Raw genomic sequence first — 21,608 nt, 5'->3', positions numbered from 1 at the left:
AAACACATAATATTGATAGAAAAGATCTGGTGGATCCGCCACTAGCGAATAGGATGGAACCAGACGATTCAACCGCCAGCCACGGTCATACTATCTATACGCAATGTCGGCGCATTGACGGCATAGCGATATTCAAGATCATCTGCCGGAATAAGGCTCGCAAACATATCTTTGAGGTTCCCCGCAATTGTAATTTCGGAAACAGGCGCGCCGATCTCGCCATCGGCAATTAAAAATCCGCCCGCGCCCCGACTATAATCGCCGGTAACCGGATTGACGCCTTGGCCAATCAACTCGGTGATATAGACCCCATGCTTAATGTCACCGATCAATTCGGATTTGCTGACCGATCCGTTGCTCATATGCAGGTTAGTTACACTAACGCCAGGAGCGCCGCCGACACCGCGCGATGCATGCCCGGTGGGCTGCAGTCCCAGTTGGCGGGCGGAAGCGCTTTCCAAAATCCACTGAGTCAACGCGCCATTGTTGATCAATTTGGTCTTGGCCGTTGGAAGCCCTTCTCCATCAAAAGCCTTGGACCGCAAGCCCCGTTTGCGATGCGGGCAATCAATGATATTAATCGCACTGTCGAACAATTGCGAGCCCATGGCGTCAAGCAGAAAGCTGGTTTTACGGGCAATACTGCTCCCTGCAATTGCCCCAACAAAATGCCCCAATATTGTATTGCTTATGCGAGGATCGAAAATGACCGGCATCGCACCTGCTTCAAAATCAACCGGGTTAAGCCGTGAGACCGCCCGTTCACCGGCTTCTTTTCCAATTTCTGCAGGGCTGGTGAGATCTTCAAAATGGCGCTTACTATCATATCCATAGTCGCGTTCCATGCCGTCGCCTTCGCCGGCGATCACACTGGCATGACAACCATAGCCGCTCGTGGAATAGGCGCCTGAAAAGCCGTGGCTGGTCGCGAGGGCCACAATCGATCTTCCAGCGCTGGCGCCGCCACCTTCGCTATTGGTTACGCCTTCAACGGCGCGTGCTGCATCTTCCGCTTGCAATGCCATTTCACGCAATACCGAAGGGTCAGGGTCAGCGCCGTCATCACCGTCAATCGGGTGCGGATCAGACTTCAAAATAAGGTCTTCTGGCGCAAGACCTGCAAATTCATCTTCCGGTGCTTCGCGCGCCATATCCATGGCTCGTCCCACCAATGCAGACAAGATATCCGGATCCATATTCGATGACGAAACGGTTGCAGATCGTTTTCCAGCGAAAACCCGCAAGCCAATTTCTTCCCCCTCTGATCTCTCTACATCTTCTAGATTACCCAGACGCATTTGCACTTGGGTGGAGGCATCGCAGACATAAATGGCATCGGCTGCGTCCGCACCGGCTTGTTTGGCTTGGGAAATAAGGGCGTCGGCGCGATCTTGCGCTTCTTGTGGTTTTAGCATCCGCTGGACATAGATAGGCCCAGCGAAGAGGTCAACGCTGCGATATCACTATCATGATCAATTCAAAAAGTTATAAAATTGAGCCAACCGCTTTAATGATGGCAATAAACAGAAAGGGCAGTCCGCCAGCAAGCAACCACAAGGTGACCTGATCTTTTCTAAACCGTGCTGCAATGCTCTGTGAACTCATGCTGCTCTGGTTCATGGCTTCCCATTTTTTCTCATATTTGCGACAAATGGGAATTATGATTGCCACCAACAAAACCAGACCAAAATAAGGTGCAATGGACATGCCTTTGGATTCAATAAAACCAACCACCATGAATATTTGAAGCATCGTATAGACGAGCAATGCTGTTGCACAGTTATTGCTCATTTTCTTGTCCCACCGCACGGATTGGTTCGCTATCATATCGCTCTCAGAGCGGTGTTTTGTGACTGATTTGCGGGATGCTGCTGCAACCATATTCATTCCCCTTCAACAGACTCTCTCAGCGCCGCCGAATGTCCCCTTCGAATTTGCGCCCTTCACACTATAACCTGTTTTTTCCAAAAGCCAAATCGGCAGAATTCAGGCTTAAAATATCATTAACGCGACATAATACTTGCTAAAAATTGCTCGGTCGGACAGAATCAGTTTCTAAACGCAATGTAAATATCGGGGCACCCATCATGACTATCTCCCTTGCTGATCCACTTCCATTACCTTGCGGCGCCACTTTGCCAAATCGCATCGGCAAAGGAGCCATGACAGAAGGAATGGCCACCCCAGATGGGATGCCCACTGCGGATCTCGAAAGGCTATACGGGCTTTGGTCCGACGGCGGCGCTGGTATGTTGCTGAGCGGCAATATCCAGATTGACCGCGATCATCTCGAGCGACCTGGCAATGTCGTGGTCGACAAGCCTGCTGATCCAGCGATGATGGCTGCCCTGAAAAGCTGGGCTGCGGTCGCAACCCGCAATGGCAATCATTTTTGGGCCCAAATTAGCCATGCCGGCCGGCAAACCCAAAGCAATGTCAATCAACATCCAAAGGCGCCTTCCGCCGTCAAATTGGGATTGCCCGGTGGTCAATTTGGGGAACCGGTTGCGTTAACAGTGCAAGAAATCGAAGAGCTGGTTGACCGCTTCGCGTTGGCAGCAAAAACTTGCAAAGAAGCTGGTTTTACCGGTGCTCAAATTCATGCCGCACACGGTTATTTACTGAGCAGTTTCTTAAGCCCGCGCGCCAATCAGCGCACAGATGAATATGGTGGTAGCTTAGAAAATCGCGCACGATTTTTATTGGCAACGGTAGCGAAAATGCGCGCTGCCGTCGGCCCCGATTTTCCTATTTCGGTAAAGTTGAATAGTGCCGACTTTCAAAAAGGGGGCTTTGCTTTTGAAGATAGCTTGCAGGTGGTTCAATGGCTGGAAACGGCCAGTGTCGATCTGATCGAGATTTCCGGCGGCACCTATGAACAGCCAGCGCTTATGGGTGCCGAAGGGATGGAGGCCAAAGAGGAACAAAATGTTGCTGCTTCAACCCAGGCGCGTGAAGCCTATTTCGTCGATTTCGCCAAAGCGATGCAAGCTTCTGTTAAAGTACCGCTAATGGTCACCGGCGGCTTTCGCACCCGTGCGGCGATGGAACACGCTCTGTCCGATGGCGCAGCGGACTTGATTGGCATCGGGCGGCCGATGTGCGTCGTAACCGACGCTCCCAACCAATTGCTTGCGGGGTTGAACGAGCTGCCTCGTTATGAAAATATTCTCAAGCTTCTGCCAGATTGGCTCGGATTTCTTCGCCGCTTTAAAATGGTCAAAGCCATGGATGGCTTTGCGACTATTTATTGGTTTTACGAGCAGCTTCATAATATCGGCCAAACCGGCCAAACCGATCCAGACTTGAGTGTGTTTAAGGGATTTCGAGCGGTGGAAGCCCGCAACAAGGCTATTATGGCAGCGCGCAGCCAATAGATTGCTCAATAGCTGGATGAACATCTTGCGTTCAGGATATGATTGAGAATGAAACCACTGCTCAAAATCATGGCAATTTTAACATTGATATTTGTAGCGATATTTTTGCTGGGCCGAACCTTTGATCTGCTAACGATTGAAAAGATACGCGCGCTTCTTTCGGCGGCCCGGCAAGTCAATCCCGGTTATATTTTCGCTGCGATCCTTTTGCTGCTGTGGACTGACATTATCTTATCCATTCCTACTCTGGCGACCCTGTTATTGGCTGGATTCTTCTTGGGATTTCCCGTGGGGGCAGCTGCTGGAATGGCGGGCCTCACCTTGGCCATGCTCACCGGCTATGGCCTAAGCGCGAAATTTGGCGATCGGGCGTTGATGTTTCTGGCCAAGAACGACACCGAACGGAGGGATCTGTCAGAAGCATTTTCCAGAAATGGTCCGGCAATGATCATGCTCGCACGGTCCCTGCCCATGGCTCCAGAAGTCACCGCTTGCCTAGCCGGCGCAACCGGAATGCCGATCTTGCGTTACTTGATGTTTTTCCTGCTCGGTACGTTGCCCTATGTGGCGATTGCGGTTTATGCTGGATCGGTGAGCACGTTTAACGATCCGCAACCGGCGATCTTTGCAATATTGGCTCTGTATGGATTATTATGGATCGGATGGTTTGGATATCACCGCTATCAGAAAAAATACGCCAGTCCTGATCTACGGTAGAAGGCCAATCGGAACCACCAAAGGCTCTCCATTTGCCGCCGTATCAATTTGTACATCAACGCCATATGCTTGCGCCAATATGTCGGCAGTCATGACTTTTTCCCTTGCGCCTGCCGCTAATATCTGACCGTCCTTGATAATTATCACATCATCCGCAAACCGCGCAGCCTGGGTAAGGTCATGCAGAACAACAACAACGCCATTGCCCGCAACCGCATAAGCGCGAAGCCGTTCCAGCACATCAAATTGATGAGCGGGATCGAGGCTGGCTAAGGGTTCATCCGCAAGAAACCATTTGGGCTTTCCGGCGAAGACTCTTGCCAATAAAACGCGCCCTTGCTCCCCTCCGGAGAGACGCATAATTTTTCGGTGCGCCAATGTCTCGCAGTCGGTCAATTGCATGGCGGATATTATCGCCTGATGATCCTCACTGTTCAGGCCCCAACGCCCCGCATATGGCAACCGACCCAATGCAATGACGGTTTTAACATCGACATTCCAATGTATATCTGGCCGTTGTGGCAGAAGACCAACAAGCTGCGCTCGTCGTCTCCCATTAATGGAAAGCAAAGCCTCGCCATCCAGGCTTATGGTTCCAGTTTGCGGTTTCCTGAGGGCAGCAAGACAGGATAAAAGCGTGCTTTTGCCCGCGCCATTGGCTCCCAAAATGACGGTTACCCGCCCGGGGTGAAACGTGCCACTTACCTTATCCAATATTGTCCGATCGCGTAATTTTAGGGTCACGCGGTCAAAGGCAAGAGTCATTATGCCAGCTCCCGATGCATTTTGAACAATAAGCCCATAAAAAACGGAGCCCCGAGCAAGGACATTGCAATGCCCAATCGCAATTCACTCACGCTGGGTAATATCCGGACGAAGCTATCGGCGGCGACCAGCAATAAGGCACCAGCTAAGGCAGATGGAATGAGCAATGCAGATGGCTTGTGCCCGGCAAAGGGTCGCATTAGGTGAGGAACGACAAGACCAACAAAGCCAATTATCCCAGCCGCGGCAACAGATGCGCCAACAGTGAGACCAACGCCCAATACGACCAACCATTGTAAATGGCGGACATTAACACCCATAGAGCGCGCAGCATCTTCGCCCAGAGTTAAGGCATCGAGGGAACGGCCGGTAAATGCAAGAAACAGCATACCCACGGCGACAATCGGAGCGGCCATCCAAACGTCGTTCCAGCTCCGATCTGTTAGGGCGCCCATCAGCCAGGTTACAATCTCAGCCGTTGCAAAAGGTGTCGGGGCCAAACTGATCATCAGTGAGGTCAATGAACCTGTAATACTGGATAAAATGACACCGGCGAGAGTGAATAAAATCAAACTACCTGACCGTCCCGACAACAAGGCCAGGAGCCCCATACCCAGTCCGGCTCCTGTCAACGCGAATGCGGGCAATAGCCAGGCGCTGGTGGCAAAGCCAAAATAGAGCGAACAGACTGCGCCGAGCGCTGCGCTGCTGGAGACGCCAAATATTCCGGGATCGGCCAATGGGTTTCGAAGATACCCCTGCATTGTCGCTCCGGCCATGCCGAGAGCGGCTCCAATAAGGGCTCCGAGCAATGTCCGAGGAATGCGCAATTCCAAAATGATCAGCGCGCCGAGGTCATCGCTCCACAAGCTATGAGGGGGCACCCATATTTTACCCGCTGTTAGGGATGCGAGCATGCTCACGATCAAGGCCGCGGCCAAAAGTCCATTCAGGCGCCAACCGCTCATTTGCCTCTCCGCAACTTCCGGCGAGCGGCTGCCATTATGTTGGCCGCTTCAATCAAAGAAGGGCCAGCGCAATTCAACAATCGTCCGGGATATTCTGCAATGGTGATTTGGTTGGTCAGCTTATCCAATACAGGATGATAGAGCATCCGGTCCTTATGGCGCGCCCGTGCGTTTCCGTTCTCGATATTCGAAAACAATATCGTCGGTGGCCGGGCGACCAAATGCTCCAATGGCAAAATATCCCATTGTGTAAGGCCATAAGTCTTGCTGCGATTTTCGAAGCCAGTCAGCCGCAGCAGTTCATCTGGCAAAGTATCGCTGCCTGGAACCAACCCGCCACTGCGCCAAATCAAAGCCGGAACAAAATCTTGATCTGCCGGCCTAGCCTTTGCAATGGCTTGCGAAATCCGACGGTTTAAATTTTTCCCTCGAGCAGGCGAGCCGAGAATTTGAGACAGCGCAGAAATTTGCCGTTGGCTCTCCGCTACGCTTTGCGGGATGGACAGCTTGATCACTGCTACGCCCAGACGGTCTAACGCCCGCTCTGTTGCTGGCGCGACATAAGAACTGGCGATAACCAAATCTGGCCGCATCGCTATAATTTCTTCGGCCGTGCCGGATGTTGCAGAAAACCGAAGGGCTTGTGCAATAGGAATAGACGTTGCCCGGGGATCATGGGAATAGTGACTAATCGACCGAATATTTCTCGGCTCTGTCAATTGCATCAACAAGGCATCTGCGCAGGGATTGATCGATACGATATGTTGGGGGTTTTTCGGCGGGGCTACGGAGGTTCCCCGCGTGAAGACTTGAGCATCCGCTAGTGCCGCAGGCCATAGCAGCAATGCAGCGGCCGCCAACCAGCCGCTTGCCATGAAAAACAAGAACAAGCGAGAAGATCGAGCGGCCACTTGATGCATCTTAATAGCGCAATCTAATTCCAGCAAAGGCCGAACGACCAGCTGTTCCAAAACGGAATATCGTTTCATATTCCTCATCAAACAGGTTTTCGATCCGACCGTAAAGCTCGATATTGTCTGTTACCGGCATAGCCGCTCTGAGATCGACCAATATATAGCCGGGCGTATCAGCGGTCGCGAAGGCATTATCGAGACTGGAACTGACATGTGTTATCGTCGCGCCAGTTTTCAATCCCACTGCCCAATCATAATCGATCGACGCATTGATACTGTGGCGAGGACGCCGCGCCAACGGGCGGTCAGTATCTCTGTTTTCAGCATCAATCAGGCTATAATTGGTGGCAATGGTCAATGCCGGGATCGGTCGTGCAACAACGCCTAATTCCAATCCTTGCGCCCTTGCTCTGCCCACATTGTCAAAGGTTCCAAATGGCCGATTGACGCAGATGCCCGTTTGCATAGGACAGCCAACAAAGTCGATCAAATTGCGGCTGTTGCGGCGAAATATGGTCGCACTTAATTCCAACGTGCCGTCTGCAAAAAACTGAGTAATGCCGGCATCCCAGCTTTTTGAGGTTTCGGGTTGCAACAATTGATTGCCAAAATCACTAAACAGTTGGAACAATGACGGGACTATGAACCCTTCGCCATAGCTGGCTCGTAATGTCGTGTTTCCGTTGTTCGGACTATAGACGATATCACCAGCAAATGTTGCTTCGCCGCCAAAGCTATTATGATCATCAAAACGCAGACCGGCATTGGCAGTCAACCCCTCCAGCGGTGATAGCCGCAATTGCCCGTAAAAACTGGTCAGGCTGGCATCTTGCTCGGGTGTGACGGTTCCAAAGCTGATTGCAGTGAAACTCGACCGCTCTGCCTCTGCTCCAAATGTCGCGCCAAAGACATTGGAAATGTCAAATATCCCTTGATATTCGACCCGTTCATTCTCACCGCGCGATTCAAATGTCTGAAAATCGAGATTAAAATTGTCTCGCTGAACCCGCGTGTAGGCAAAGGCAAAACGGTTGCGGAACCGGCCGTCGAGCAAGGCAACGTTTAAACCGGCATAGCCAACAAATTCTTCCGTATCGCTGGTTTCCGGCGTATCACCAAATTGAAATGTCGGTGTAAATCCATCGATATCCGTTTGGCCATCAGAATAATAGCCACGCAAGTCCACCGAGACCTCGTCATTAATCGTCAGGCGCAATTTACCGTTGGCACCAAAATTTTCATAGCCGTCCCGTTCCACGCCGCCGCGCGTGCTATTAAAGGCTGAAAATCCATCAGTGGAGAAATAGCCCGCGCCAATACTCGCCGCGATGGGTCCGAATGTCCCCGAAACATTGCCGACCAGTTGCGCGCTGTCACGCGATCCATATTCTCCACGAGCGTTGATTTCCAAATCGTCACCGGGTTCGCGGGTGATAATATTGACCACGCCGCCAATGGCCTGGCTGCCCCAGATTACCGATTGTGATCCACGGAGCACTTCGATCCGGGAAATGTTCCCGGTCAACAAATTTCCAAAGTCAAATCCGCCTCCTGGCGAAGCAGGATCGTTAATTTTGACGCCATCGATCAAAGCAACCGTCTGGCTAGAGTTACCGCCGCGGATATTGACCGCGCTCACGGTGCCCACGCCGCCATTGCTATTGATGGTTACACCCGGAACAAGACGCAGCAGATCTGTCACAGTGACGCTTTGTAGACGCTCAATGCGGTCCTCATTGAGTACCGAAACACTCTGCCCGGTCTGTGACAATCCTTGTTCCGTGCGACCTGCGGTCACAATGATCACATCATCTTCGGAGCCGTTTTCTGCCGCCTCAGCATAAATGGGCTGCGCGCCTAACAATAAAGCCAATGCCGACAATGATGGTTTTGAGATTTTATAATTCACGATATTTCCTTTTTGACAATCATTCAAAAAGGCCACGCATATTGATGCCTGTGGAGACTCCCACATGCGCAGCCCGATGGTAATCGTCGCCACGCGAGGAATCCCTCGATCATATGGCACACCCCGTCCGCATGATAGAACGACAGCTACGGGCAGGTCTCCTGGCTCTTGGGTCGATGCTGGATTTGCCCCCTTCCCAGACACATGGTCCAGTGGGATTTGACAGATCAGCTCACCAATCACAGTTGCGGGGGCAGCTTCGGCACGAGACATCGCGTCTCTTCCGAATTCCCTTTTGATCTCGTCTCCGAGAACCTGTAGCAGCGCTGGCCTTACCGACCCTCCCGCCGCCGGGCAAGGGAAATAAATTTACAGTAAAGAAAAAGCTTGATAGGCGGCCGCTAAGGTCAGAATGACTTTGAGCAATTGAATATTGAGTGCAAGACTTGGTCCCATTTTAAACCGTGACCGAATTTTATTGGATGCAAATGATGAACTTGAACTTGAGAACTGTTCGTGAAGCATTGCCGGCTCCAATCCTTCCCTTAGCACTTTCGTTCTACCGTGTAGTCAATATTTTGATGGCCAAAAAACCGGAATTTGCGATCATCGGGACGGGGCGTTCAGGGAGTACCTATGTCGCTGAAATGTTCAAGGCTTCGGGTTATGAATGTTCACACGAAGCTTACTTTACACCAGAGGGACCGAAACTAAGAAATCCAGAACGAGGCATTCATTGTAAGGGAGATTCTTCGTGGTTGGCTGTGCCCTTTCTTCCGGATCCGGACATAGTTGCAATTCATCAGGTTAGGCATCCTCATAAAGTCATTCTATCGACTTATAATTTGGGTTGGTTCGATGAAAACATACAAAATCAAAGAATGCCATTCTATACATTTGCAAAAGAGCATTTTGAGTTCAGCGACGATCCTCTCCAGAGCAGTTTACGATGGTATATTGAATGGAATCAGCGATGTGAGCTAATCACGGACAAGCGATTTCAGATCGAAAAGCTTTCAGAAAATATTGACAATCTATCGAATTGGCTTGGCCGAGATCTCACTTATATCGAAAAGAACCGTTCTAGTAACTCAAACTCCAGAAGAGCGGTAGTCGATAACCCGCTTGACGATATTAGTGACCGAATCAAAGAATATCCGGAATATGACCGATTATTGGAAATGGCGGAAACATATGGATATGTCCTTTAAGCAATAAAGTTCTTTATACTGCTGCCTTGATATACAATCTAACTCTCCTCCAATTTGTCCGGTATTTGACGTAAATTTGCTAGTCAAGCAAAGCCGTAAAAACTTGCAAATAGCCGCATTATTTCCGTGAAACTGGGGACAATAGAGCTACACCGACCGTTAGATGCACTGTTGCATTGCATAGATCGAAGGTTGAAAATGAAAACGCTCGCCACATCCACCATCGCCAGCTCCTTGCTGATTTCGGCTACGGCCATGGCTCAAACCGCGCCTTCCATCGAAGAAATTGTTGAAAGTGCCATCGCTAGTGGCGACACGGAAGCACTGGATGCAATTGCAAAATATGTGCCCGCTGAAAGCGACACAGCGATCAAAATCCAATCCTATAAAACCGCAGTGGCCGCTGAAGCTGCAGAAGCAGAAGCAGCCAAAAAACAAGGCGGCCTTTTTGATAACTGGGAAGGGTCAGGCCAGCTCGGCGGCTTTCAATCAAGCGGCAACACGAGTTCAGTCGGTGTGACGGCGGGAATAAACTTGACCAAAGAAGGCGAGAAATGGCGATATAAGTTCCGGACGATCGCCGATTACCAGAGAACCAATGGCACCACGGACCGAGAACAATTTCTGGTCGCTCTCGAACCAAATTACAAGTTTAATGATCGCCTCTTCGCTTATGGCCTCGCGCAATATGAGCGCGATCGCTTCCAAGGATTTAGTGCGCGCTACACATTGTCGGGAGGCTTGGGATATAGCGTTATCAAAACCGACAAGATGCAGCTTGATGTAAAAGCCGGCCCCGCGTGGCGCAAAACCAACCTTATCGGCGGTGGTTCTACCTCTGATATAGCCGGACTGGCCGCAGCCAACTATTCTTGGAAAATTAATCCAGCCATTACATTTACCCAAGATTTGTCGGCATATGTGCAATCTGGGAACAGCACCTATACATCCCTGACCGGATTAGACGCTAAGCTAAGCGATAAGCTATCGGCGCGGCTTTCCTATCAGCTCGAACATGAAACCAACCCGCCTCTTGGCTTGAAAAGCACGGATACATTAACCCGGGCCACGCTTGTTTTTGGATTCTAATACCGTTTGCACGTTTTCGGCAAAGAAATGAGACAGGATTTAGTAGCGGTCCAGTGCTTGAGCGATTCTGCATCTAGGATCGGCGAGCCGCTTTGATCATGGTCAATAGAGGGCGGCGTGATCAGCGCAAGACATAGAAAAATCATTCGATTGATAACCAATACCGCGAATGTGATAGACTAAAGCAGTCAAGAATGCATATAAGCCGATTATTGGGCGCCGATGAATATCATTGCCCCTGAGGTCAGCCTCGCCTAAATCGCTTTTCATGATCAAAAATTTTTCTCACTCGGTTTCTTTGTCGTCTTGGGCGACGGCCATTCTAGCAGTCAGCTTAGTGCTGACCGGTTGCAAGCGAATACCCGATGCCGATGCTGATCGGTTAGAAACGGCCCGTGCCTATCCACCGGCTTCGCGTCCCGTATCCGCTTTGGCCGGCAATCAATGGTCGACGGAAACGGCACGCGATACCGTTGGAGAAGCTGAGGAGATTATGAAGGCTGCGGGGATTCAGCCAGGAATGACGGTTGCAGATATCGGCGCCGGTGAAGGCTATTATACGGTTCGTCTTGCTGAGAAAGTGGGAGCGGATGGACGCGTACTTGCTCAGGATATTGATCAAGAGGCCATCAAACGCCTCGCCGATCGCGTAGCGCGCGATGCATTGGATAATGTTTCGATAAAACTGGGCGCACCGGACGATCCAAGATTGCCAAAAGACAGTTTTGATCGGGTGTTCCTCGTTCACATGTATCACGAAGTCCGGGAGCCCTATGCTTTTCTATCCAGGCTTCGTCCCGCTATTAGTTCTGACAGCAATGGTGGAGATTATGATGGCGGCGAAGTCATTGTTGTGGATGTCGACCGACCGTTCGCGCAACATGGGATCGCGCCCAAACAGTTATTTTGCGAATTTGAAGCTGTCGGATATCAACTGATAGGATTTATGGAACGTCCCGAGCTTGGCGGCTATTTTGCGCGATTTCGTCCTGTCGGCAGTGCGCCCTTACCCGGCAAGATAAAGCCTTGTGAACTAAAAATGTAGGCAAGGGTCAGCTGCTATTGCAGCCTAGAATTCCGGGCTTTTCTCAAAATACGCTTCCAATGACGACGGTCGCGTTCCTGCATCGTCTGATCACTGACGCGCTTTTGGAGGACCTCTATGAGTTCCTCACCATATTTTGTCCGCAAATGGCGCAATTCAAGATTGTCTTTCGCGCGCCGCTCCGGCTTTTCAAACAGCCCAAACATATTCCCCCCAAGGATATTGGCACGACCCAATTAATGGCGGCTTTACATTAGTTTTGACGGTTTGGAAAATGCATTAAGAAATGTTTTACAGAAGTTTACTTAGCCCTCGTCACCCATTTTTAAAGCAGCAATAAAGGCTTCCTGCGGAATGGATACATTGCCATATTCCCGCATCTTGGCTTTACCCTTTTTCTGCTTATCGAGCAGCTTCTTCTTCCGGCTAATATCCCCGCCATAGCATTTTGCCGTAACATCCTTGCGCATCGCGGCAATAGTTTCCCGAGCGATTACTTTTCCGCCAATGGCGGCTTGGACCGGAATTTTGAACAAGTGGCGTGGAATCAAGTCTTTCAACCTTTCGCACATATGCCGTCCACGCGATTCAGCAGCATCGCGATGCACGATCATGCTCAATGCATCAACAGGATCGCCATTGACCAAAATGTTCATCTTAACCAGATCACCCGTTTGCAATCCAACCTGATGATAATCAAAGCTCGCATAGCCTCTGGAAATGCTCTTAAGCCGATCATAAAAATCGAATACGACTTCGTTAAGCGGCAGCTCATAAACGACTTGCGCGCGATCACCGACATAGGTGAGGTTTTTTTGAACGCCCCGGCGGTCCTGACAGAGCTTGAGAATACCGCCCAAATATTCATCGGGGCAGTAAATAGTGGCCTCAATCCAAGGTTCTTCAATAGCCGAAATTTTTACGACATCTGGCATATCTGCTGGATTGTGAAGATATTGCTCGGTTCCGTCATTCATCACCATGCGGTAAACAACAGAGGGCGCGGTTGTGATCAAATCCAGATCATATTCCCGGGTCAAGCGTTCCTGGATAATCTCAAGGTGCAACAATCCTAAAAAACCGCAACGAAAGCCTTGCCCCAAGGCCGCACTGGTTTCCATCTCAAACGAGAAACTCGCGTCATTCAGGCGCAATTTGCTGATGCTTTCCCGCAATTTTTCAAAATCAGCGGCATCAACTGGAAACAGGCCGCAAAAAACAACCGATTGCACTTCCTTAAATCCGGGAAGAGCTTCATCCGCGCCGCCTTTAACGGTCGTAATCGTGTCACCAACCGCGGTTTGAGACACTTCTTTAATCTGTGCTGTAATGAACCCAATTTCACCGGCGGCCAGTTCCGGCAGTTGTTCGATTTTGGGGCTCATACAGCCGACACGATCAACGAGATGCTCGGTGCCTTGCGCCATAAATTTAATCCGTTGGCCCTTGGTCAAAACGCCGTCGACCACACGAACCAAAATCACCACACCGAGATAAGGATCATACCAACTGTCGACCAACATAGCCTTGAGCGGCGCTTCGCGATCGCCACCCGGTGGTGGAATTTTCGCGACTATTTGTTCGAGTATATCTTCAATGCCAATACCCGATTTCGCGGAAGCCAGTACAGCTTCAGACGCATCAAGACCGATAATTTCTTCAATCTCATTGCGCACACGCTCGGGTTCCGCTGCGGGAAGATCAACCTTGTTCAGAACAGGCAGAATTTCGTGATCATGTTCAATCGACTGATAAACATTAGCCAGCGTTTGCGCTTCTACACCTTGCGCCGCGTCAACCACCAACAGGGCCCCTTCGCAGGCAGCTAAACTGCGGGATACTTCATAAGCAAAATCGACATGGCCCGGCGTGTCCATCAAACTGAGTTCATAGGCTTCACCATTTTTTGCGGTATAATTTAGGCGTACAGTTTGCGCCTTGATCGTTATGCCCCGCTCGCGTTCAATATCCATATTGTCGAGCACTTGCTCGCTCATTTCTCGCTCGGTTAAACCACCGGTATATTGGATCAGCCGGTCAGCCAGAGTGGACTTACCATGATCGATATGGGCAATGATCGAGAAATTTCGGATGTGGGAACGATTGGTCATAGCCGGGCCGATAGCAGGGGTTTTGATCGCTGTCAGCAGGGAAACGTGCAAAATACGTGCTAACCTTATAGTACGATCAATTGCGAGACCGTTTCGCGGCCTATCCAAGCTCTCAACCGAGGCTTTAGCCACGAAAAGCCAAAGCCAATCAAAGCATCTGTCCCGCTAGTAAATGCCGCCTTCATCCTGCAGGAAGTCATTGTCATTTTGCGCGGGACGATTGCTTCGCCCTTCCCCATTGTCTCGGTTCCGCGCGGCTAGCTTCGCCGCCCGCAATTGGGCTTTGCGCGCTTCCAATCTCGCGAGCAGCTCTTCTTTGCGAATAGAGCGTCTGGGTTCGGTCTCCGGTTTAAAAACATCCCAAATCACTGCAGATTTCGGATCATCCGAAGGCCAGCCACCAAATACCCGCTTCCCGCTCTTACGATCCACTCGAACCATGCGAATGCCGCGGGGTGCAACAAAGGGAGTTTTTGGCATTCCGGCCATTGCCTTTTGCGCGAACTCTTTGAAAATTGGAGCAGCAAGCGTGCCGCCTTGTGCATAACCGCCCATATTGGAAGGCTGATCAAATCCCATATAAACACCAGCGACCATATCAGGCGATCCGCCGACAAACCACACATTGGTTGGACCACTGGCGGTTCCGGTCTTGCCGAAGAGCGGCCGGTTCAAGCTTTTCAAATTCTGGGCTGTGCCGCGCGTAATGACCCCTTCCAAAATGTTGACCATTTGATAGGCCGTCATCGGGTCCATCAGCTGTTTGCCAGCTGGTCTTGGCCGCGGCATGGTTTCGCCATCCCACTCATCCTGATTGCAATTTTCGCAAATACGTTTGTCCGCACGAAAAATCACTTTGCCTTTTCGATCTTGGACAAAATCAATCACCGTGGGTTGCAGCTCCCGGCCGTGATTGACCAGCATCGAATAAGCGTTTGTCAACTTTGCCACTGTTGTGTCACCAGCACCCAGCGCGAACGCCAGATAAGGCTTATAATCACCAATTCCCATGGTTTTGATTGTGTTGACCACATTGTCCATGCCAGCGTCATTGGCCGCTCTCACCGTCATCAGATTGCGGGATTGCTCAACCCCCCAACGCAAAGTCTGTTCACCGGCACCGCGGGCCCCGCCGAAGTTTCGGAAACATTTTCGGCCCAAAGCGGCGGACTGATAAACACAAAATGGACTGTCGACGATGATTGTTGCTGGTGTCATGCCCTGATCCAGAGCTGTAGCATAAACAAAGGGTTTGATCGTCGATCCAGGTTGTCTTTCGGCTTGGGTCGCTCGGTTGAACGAACTCATACGGTCATCAAAACCACCTTGCATCGCCCATATCCGGCCATTGCGCGGGTTTTGTACGACCATACCGCCGGATACTTTGGGAACATTGCGTAAAGCGTATCGGCTGCCGCCTGCTGGACTGACAGCAATAATGTCGCCAGATTTCAACTTGCTCGGCGCGCCGTTTAGTCGACCCGTCGTACCGTCCGTAAAGCCTATCTCAGCTCCATTGCCTTGGCGGTTGAGAGTGACCGCAATCCGCCAATCGGCATAATCCGTACGGATAAAGGTTGAAGCCAAACGTTGCGACCATTTGTCATCAATTTCAATTTTATTTATCGGTCCGCTCCAACCCTTGCCGCGGCTATATCGCAGCAAGCCGTTGCGCAGCGAGTCTTTAGTATATTGCTGCAACTCCGGATTGAGAGACGTACGCACCCATAGGCCGCCAGAATAGACGCTATAAGGCCCCGCTTCTTCATTTTCGCCGAACTGCTCGATCAATTGGCGGCGCACTTCTTCAATATAATATCCACCGACCCGCTCGAACCGGGCTCCACGAGAACGGATCGCACCCAAAGGCTGAGCGACAGCACGGTCGTGCTGGGCTTGGGTTATCCAATCATTGGCCAACATCCGGCCTAAGGCCCAATCTCGCCGATTAACCGCGCGCTGTTCATTTTTTTCTGGACGATAGTTGGAAGGGCCTTTGGGCAAAATCGCCAAATAAGCCATTTCGTGCAAAGCCAACTCATCAACATCCTTGCCAAAATAAGCTTGTGCCGCGGCTTGTACGCCATAGGCATTGCGGCCCAGGAAAATCTGGTTGAGATACAGTTCCAAGATTTCCTGCTTGGTCAACACTTCCTCGATGCGATAGGCAAGAATGGCTTCCCGCACTTTGCGGCGATAAGAAACTTCATTGGTCAATAAGAGGTTTTTGGCCACTTGCTGGGTAATAGTCGAAGCGCCCACCGGACGCCCGCTATTTGAAATATTCGTGACAATTGCCGTGGCAATCCCGGGATAATCCAAACCGCCATGTTCAAAAAATGTGCGGTCTTCGGCAGCGAGATAGGCACGAACCAAAAGCGCTGGATATTCTGCATATTCCAATTGAACGCGGCGTTCGCGCGCATAGCTGTGAACCGGTTCACCATCATAGGCCCGAACCATTGTCGGCAAGGGCGGCTCATATTGTTGCAACGTTTTGGCGTCCGGCAAGTCGCGCGCAAAAATCGCCCAGATTAATAACCAACCGATCAGGCAAAGCGCGACAAACACCAGAAAAAGGCGGAAAAAACGCTTCTGCCAAAGCTTATCCAGCCAGTTAAAAAAACCGCCAGTATTGCGTTCCAGCTTATATGCTAGACTTTCGGTAGCGTCCGCGCCTGAATTATCGGGTGTATTTTCGACCATATGCAGCGCTATCTAGCACTATCAGTAGCATTTTCCAGCGATTATCGACGAAAAATTTTGTCACTTCGGCTTCGAACAAACAAGATAAACCAAAAATTCAGCAGAAACCGCGCAAATGACCCGCAATCAATTAGCGTTGCGCAAGTTTCCGCGCAAAATGGGCTTCGATCGCATTTGCGATACCAATGGCCACTTTGGTTTGTCCCGCGCGGGAGCTGAGCAATTGGACGTCTTCTTTGTTGGTCAGATAGCCGCTTTCGAACAACACAGATGGTGTGTCCGGTGCTTTGAGAACCACCAAGGATGCAAACCGATGCGGATTGGTGCGAAATTTGATCAACCGTTGCCCTTCGCGGATCAGCAATTTCGCAAAATCAGCCGATACATTCATCGTTTCGCGCTGCGTGAGATCAATCAATATCGAGGATACATCCTGATTAGAGGCGCCCAGATTGACGCCATTGATAATGTTTGAGCGATTTTCTCGTGCCGCCAATTTTGCTGCTTCCCGGTCAGAGGCGACTTCCGACAAAGTATAGACTGTCGCTCCAGCCGCCGATTGATTGCCAGCGGCATCGGCGTGAATGGAAATAAACAAGTCGGCATCGAGGCGGCGCGCTATTCCATAACGTTCTTCCAAAACCAGATATTTGTCGCTGTTACGGGTCATGGCAACGCGCACGCGGCCGCTTGCAACCAATTGATCCCGAACCGCACGTGAAATGGCTAGCGTAATGTCTTTCTCACGTTGGCTACCATGGGGTGAAATCGCGCCTGGATCATGACCGCCATGGCCAGCATCAATCACGACCAAGGGCCGGCTGGGGTCTTTCGGTCCAGATACTTTTGGTAAAGCGACCTTATCTTGCGGTTTTCCGAGAGGAACCTTCACACTATAGCTATTTTTTGGCGGTTCAGCGCGGAATTGAGCCGGCGGCACGAAGGACTTGCGCCCCTTTGCAAGGGCATTATCACCCACGGTCTGCAAGCGCAGTTTGAGCCTTTTACCATCAGCGGTAAACCCGCCTCCAGTGATCACTGCGGGACGGTCGAGATCAAACACAATTCGTGCAATATTTGGCTCATATTGGCCTTGCCGCACAGACTTTATCATACCGGCTGCATAGCCACCGCGTCCGGCCTTGCCACCTTTCACGTCGATCGCAATGCGATCCGGGCCAGCCAAAGAAAATGTTGTGGCACCTTCGACAAATCCGTCAAAAGAGACAGTAATTAACCCATCACGCGCGTCAATTTTGCTGATTGAGCCGGCATTTGCGGCGTTCAATGTCAGAAGCGAAGAGGCTAAAATGGCAGCGAAGGGCATAGCGGCCTTATGCAATGCGGCTGCTATATCGGTCCAGTGAAAATTCATGTTGACTATATTGCCTTTGGTTACTCCCCGCCAATCGCGGTAAAAAACCCATTAAGCATATAATCGTAATCCCCCGTAAAATGAGATGGTTAACAGGAAATTTACTATAAATTGGATAGACTTATCTCTTCGAGACAGATGCAGGATTATCGTAGTCCAATCCGGTGATAGTTTGTGTTGCCGATTTGTTATTGCGGTGCTAGCACATGAATTCTGTTGTTCGAAAATTTTTCGAAACAGCAAAATCTAGGCTGGAAAATGATCCAGCGCACAGAGGTTGAAGCGACATGAGGCATGACATCTCCGGCTCAGAAACTCTTCCAAAGGGAAGCGTTTCCACAGACGGAAAGACCCTGGCTACTGGCCCGGGCCATGCATTTGTCGCAGACACAATATTTTCAAAGACATTTGAACTTAACCGGATGACGCCGCCCGCTCCCCCTAATTTGGCAGCGCGCAAGAAGACGTCGTCCCTTTTATATTGCATGGTCCCGCCGGGAGCATTTCCGCCGCGCCATGCCAGGAGTATATTTAATGACAACGCGCATGTTAATCGACGCGCGCCACCAGGAAGAAACCCGAGTGGCGGTCGTAAAAGGGAACAAAATTGAAGAATTCGATTTCGAATCTTCAGAACATAAACAGCTAAAAGGCAACATTTATCTAGCGAAAGTCACGCGAGTAGAACCCTCGCTGCAAGCTGCATTTGTCGATTATGGCGGCAATCGGCATGGTTTTCTTGCCTTTAGCGAAATTCATCCCGACTATTATCAAATTCCGAAAGAAGATCGGGAGCGCCTGCTCGCCGAAGAAGCCGAACATGCCGCTGAAGAACAGCAATTGCGTGAGCGGGAAGAAGAAGAAGGCGAAGGCCCTGCTGATGTTATCGCATCGGAAGCAACTGAAGAACTGGATGATGCGGTTGAAGATGTCGAAAAAGACGAAAGCGTTGATACGATTGATGTAACAGAAGGCGAAGTGCCGGCTGAAGAATCCAATGACGATGATGCGGATGACGAAGATGAAGAAGGAGAAGAAGACCCTTCTGAAACGGAAGACGAAGCTCCAAAAGAAGAGCCCAAGGGCAAAGGCCGGGGCGGACGCGGAAAAGGCCGTAATCGCGGGCGCGGAGGCCGCGGCGGAAAAGGCAATGTCGCTAAAGCCAGCGACCAAGCCCGCCAAAAACGCATGGCGTTGCGCAAGCGGTATAAAATCCAGGATGTTATCCAACGCCGCCAGGTTGTATTGGTTCAAGTGGTCAAAGAAGAGCGCGGCAATAAAGGCGCTGCACTCACGACTTATCTCAGTCTCGCCGGGCGCTATTGCGTATTGATGCCGAACACCTCTCATGGTGGCGGTATCAGCCGGAAAATCAACAATGCCGGCGATCGCAAACGCTTAAAGACTATTATCGCTGATCTCAATCTGCCCACGACAATGGGTTGTATTGTGAGAACCGCTGGTCTGTCCCGAACGAAACCCGAAATCAAACGCGATTTTGATTATCTCGCTCGCCTGTGGGACGAAGTGCGCGAAAATACATTAGGCGCTGTTGCTCCAAAACTGATCCACAGCGATAGTGATCTTATCAAACGCGCAATTCGCGATATTTACAATCGGGAGATAGAGGAAGTTCTGGTGGAAGGTGCGGATGGTTATACCGCAGCCAAGAGTTTCATGAAATTGTTGATGCCAAGCCATAGCCGGCGCGTCAAAAGCTATGCCGATCCCATTTCGCTGTTCCAACGCTATGGCGCTGAAGATCAGCTTTCGGCCATGTATCAACCAGAAGTGCAGCTAAAATCTGGCGGTTATCTGGTAATCAATCCGACGGAAGCGCTGGTGTCAATAGATATCAACTCCGGACGATCCACCCGAGAACATGGTATTGAGGCCACTGCCGTTAAAACCAATTTGGAAGCGGCCGCAGAAATCGCGCGGCAATTGCGTTTGCGCGACATGGCCGGCCTTGTGGTTATCGATTTTATCGACATGGATCGTCACGGCAATGTCCGTAAGGTGGAACGCGCAATGCGCGATGCTCTCAAAAATGACAGAGCGCGCATTCAGGTCGGCCGCATCTCGAGCTTCGGACTGCTGGAAATGAGCCGCCAACGCTTGCGGACCGGCGTACTCGAAGCGTCCACCAAAATCTGTCCGCATTGTGAAGGTACCGGACTCGTGCGTACGGCGTCTTCCTCCGCCTTATCCGCTTTGCGTTTGATTGAAGAAGAAGCGGCTAAGGGCAAAGCCAGCAAAATCACCCTTACGGCCAGCCAAGAAGCAACCATCTATGTACTGAACAGCAAACGTCATGAAATTGATGACATAGAGAAACGCTACAGCGTTACCGTGGAGATAACACCGGATGGCGAAGTGGAAGGCGCCCGGATGGAAGTTAAAGGTTCGGGTGGGCCGCCTAAAAACGCGCCCAAATTCGAGCCCATTGTCGATGATGATGATGACGATGACGTAAACACTGCGGCCGAACAGGATGAAACGGAAGAGCGTCCGCGCAAAAAACGGAGACGACGCGGACGACGAGGACGCGGATCTGACCGGAAAAACGATAGCGCCGGCGGTGAAGGTCAAAATGCGACCCCATCAGAGGATAGTGTTTCATCACCCGCCGCCGATGCAGAGGGCGACACCCAATCGGAAGGGGATGAGAAACCAAAGGCCAAACGGGCCCGTGGTGGACGCAACCGCAAAACCACTGATGAAAGCAACGTCGAAAAGGAAACAGCGCAAGCTGAGGCAACTGACGGCGCAGAAAAGCCTAAACGCGCTAGTCGTTCGCGCAAAAAAACAGAGGCCGTTTCCGACAAACCCGCAGAGACGGAAGACGCAGATAATGCGGCGACCAAGGATGCGGAAGATAAACCGAAGCGCAGGCGTGCACCGCGCAAAACGAAAGCATCGGCTGACGATGTAGACGCATCGGCCGAAGCGGGCGAAGAAGCAAAAGCAAATAAACCCGCCGCCAAAAAAACAACGCGGTCAAAAGCAAAAAAAGTCGCCGCGGATCCGTCCGAAACGCCTGACAAAGCCGAGAAACCAGCTATAAAAGCTGCGCCCAAATCAGCGGCCAAAAAGGCGAGTACCAAAAAAACGGCGGCCAAGAAAACAACCGAGGACAAATCGCCAAAATCCGCAGCGGAACCGGCTACTGATGAAAAAGCAGGTGCTCCGCGCGCTGGTTGGTGGCAACGCACGTTCGGGTGATCTCATATTTCCGGCTTTTGCGCAGAAATGCGTGGAAGCCGGTTGGGATTTCATCGGACGTTAAGCCTTGGTCTGCCAATAGGAGGCATATTTGCTAAAGCTTTATCCAAGGGAAATTCATGGCATCGCCCAACGCTAAGAGAAACAGGCCTTTTTCGGCCTTGTCTTTGTCTCATCTGGGACAAGTAATCACGGC

The 21,608-nt window shown here is 51.0% G+C and carries 15 protein-coding genes and 1 riboswitch; of the genes, 6 read left to right on the top strand and 9 right to left on the bottom strand.

All coding sequences use genetic code 11. The annotated features are described in order from the left end of the window. Positions 1–68: 68 nt before the first annotated feature. Positions 69–1,415, bottom strand: coding sequence for a TldD/PmbA family protein (locus ABJU74_RS00305; RefSeq protein ID WP_348385565.1), 1,347 nt, complete (start codon positions 1,413–1,415; stop codon positions 69–71). 70 nt (positions 1,416–1,485) lie between these two features. Beyond that, the gene (locus tag ABJU74_RS00300) at positions 1,486–1,881 is read right to left on the bottom strand and encodes a hypothetical protein (RefSeq protein WP_348385564.1); all 396 of its coding nucleotides are present in this window, start codon (positions 1,879–1,881) and stop codon (positions 1,486–1,488) included. A gap of 206 nt (positions 1,882–2,087) precedes the next feature. Here ABJU74_RS00300 and ABJU74_RS00295 point away from each other — a divergent pair, with 206 nt between their 5' ends. Both ABJU74_RS00295 and ABJU74_RS00290 read left to right on the top strand, forming a co-directional pair. Further along, on the top strand, positions 2,088–3,377 hold the full coding sequence (locus tag ABJU74_RS00295) for an NADH:flavin oxidoreductase/NADH oxidase family protein (RefSeq protein WP_348385563.1): 1,290 nt from the start codon (positions 2,088–2,090) through the stop codon (positions 3,375–3,377). A gap of 48 nt (positions 3,378–3,425) precedes the next feature. Then, complete coding sequence (locus tag ABJU74_RS00290) at positions 3,426–4,094, top strand: VTT domain-containing protein (protein WP_348385562.1); 669 nt, start codon at positions 3,426–3,428, stop codon at positions 4,092–4,094. On the opposite strand, the gene ABJU74_RS00285 is transcribed toward ABJU74_RS00290, so the two are convergent. The 4 genes from ABJU74_RS00285 to ABJU74_RS00270 are packed head-to-tail and all read right to left on the bottom strand — an operon-like array spanning position 4,086 to position 8,650. Continuing rightward, the gene (locus ABJU74_RS00285) at positions 4,086–4,859 is read right to left on the bottom strand and encodes an ABC transporter ATP-binding protein (protein ID WP_348385561.1); all 774 of its coding nucleotides are present in this window, start codon (positions 4,857–4,859) and stop codon (positions 4,086–4,088) included. The genes ABJU74_RS00290 and ABJU74_RS00285 overlap by 9 nt on opposite strands. After that, positions 4,859–5,827, bottom strand: coding sequence for an iron ABC transporter permease (locus ABJU74_RS00280; protein ID WP_348385560.1), 969 nt, complete (start codon positions 5,825–5,827; stop codon positions 4,859–4,861). Before ABJU74_RS00280 ends, ABJU74_RS00285 begins: the two co-directional genes overlap by 1 nt. Then, complete coding sequence (locus tag ABJU74_RS00275) at positions 5,824–6,816, bottom strand: ABC transporter substrate-binding protein (protein ID WP_348385559.1); 993 nt, start codon at positions 6,814–6,816, stop codon at positions 5,824–5,826. Before ABJU74_RS00275 ends, ABJU74_RS00280 begins: the two co-directional genes overlap by 4 nt. Continuing rightward, on the bottom strand, positions 6,749–8,650 hold the full coding sequence (locus ABJU74_RS00270; protein ID WP_348385558.1) for a TonB-dependent receptor: 1,902 nt from the start codon (positions 8,648–8,650) through the stop codon (positions 6,749–6,751). The genes ABJU74_RS00275 and ABJU74_RS00270 overlap by 68 nt, the downstream gene beginning before the upstream one ends. Positions 8,651–8,783: 133 nt before the next feature. Next, positions 8,784–8,984, bottom strand: a riboswitch (cobalamin riboswitch). 154 nt (positions 8,985–9,138) lie between these two features. Here ABJU74_RS00270 and ABJU74_RS00265 point away from each other — a divergent pair. The 3 genes from ABJU74_RS00265 to ABJU74_RS00255 all read left to right on the top strand — a co-directional run bounded on the left by ABJU74_RS00265 (position 9,139) and on the right by ABJU74_RS00255 (position 11,995). Beyond that, positions 9,139–9,861 carry a hypothetical protein gene (locus ABJU74_RS00265; protein WP_348385557.1) on the top strand — a complete coding sequence of 241 codons (723 nt, stop codon included), beginning with the start codon at positions 9,139–9,141 and terminating at the stop codon, positions 9,859–9,861. Between the two features lie 198 nt (positions 9,862–10,059). After that, positions 10,060–10,950: a DUF481 domain-containing protein gene (locus ABJU74_RS00260; protein ID WP_348385556.1), complete on the top strand. Its 891-nt coding sequence runs from the start codon at positions 10,060–10,062 to the stop codon at positions 10,948–10,950. Between the two features lie 268 nt (positions 10,951–11,218). After that, positions 11,219–11,995: a class I SAM-dependent methyltransferase gene (locus ABJU74_RS00255; RefSeq protein ID WP_348385555.1), complete on the top strand. Its 777-nt coding sequence runs from the start codon at positions 11,219–11,221 to the stop codon at positions 11,993–11,995. 305 nt (positions 11,996–12,300) lie between these two features. Here the strand turns inward: ABJU74_RS00255 and lepA are convergent, their stop codons facing one another. The 3 genes from lepA to ABJU74_RS00240 all read right to left on the bottom strand — a co-directional run bounded on the left by lepA (position 12,301) and on the right by ABJU74_RS00240 (position 18,187). Beyond that, positions 12,301–14,106, bottom strand: coding sequence for a translation elongation factor 4 (lepA, locus tag ABJU74_RS00250; protein ID WP_348385554.1), 1,806 nt, complete (start codon positions 14,104–14,106; stop codon positions 12,301–12,303). A gap of 165 nt (positions 14,107–14,271) precedes the next feature. After that, positions 14,272–16,812 carry a PBP1A family penicillin-binding protein gene (locus ABJU74_RS00245; protein ID WP_348385553.1) on the bottom strand — a complete coding sequence of 847 codons (2,541 nt, stop codon included), beginning with the start codon at positions 16,810–16,812 and terminating at the stop codon, positions 14,272–14,274. A 130-nt stretch (positions 16,813–16,942) separates the two neighbouring features. Beyond that, a complete protein-coding gene (locus tag ABJU74_RS00240; protein ID WP_348385552.1) occupies positions 16,943–18,187 on the bottom strand; it encodes an N-acetylmuramoyl-L-alanine amidase in 1,245 nt (414 codons plus the stop codon). 534 nt (positions 18,188–18,721) lie between these two features. Here ABJU74_RS00240 and ABJU74_RS00235 point away from each other — a divergent pair. Continuing rightward, positions 18,722–21,412 (top strand): Rne/Rng family ribonuclease, encoded by a 2,691-nt coding sequence (locus ABJU74_RS00235; RefSeq protein ID WP_348385551.1) that lies wholly within the window; start codon positions 18,722–18,724, stop codon positions 21,410–21,412. Positions 21,413–21,608 lie beyond the last annotated feature (196 nt).

The sequence above is a fragment of the Parasphingorhabdus sp. genome (assembly GCF_039982415.1).
Taxonomy (GTDB): domain Bacteria; phylum Pseudomonadota; class Alphaproteobacteria; order Sphingomonadales; family Sphingomonadaceae; genus Parasphingorhabdus.
Note: the sequence above shows the minus strand (reverse complement) of the source record. Positions and strands in the feature narration are given on the sequence as shown.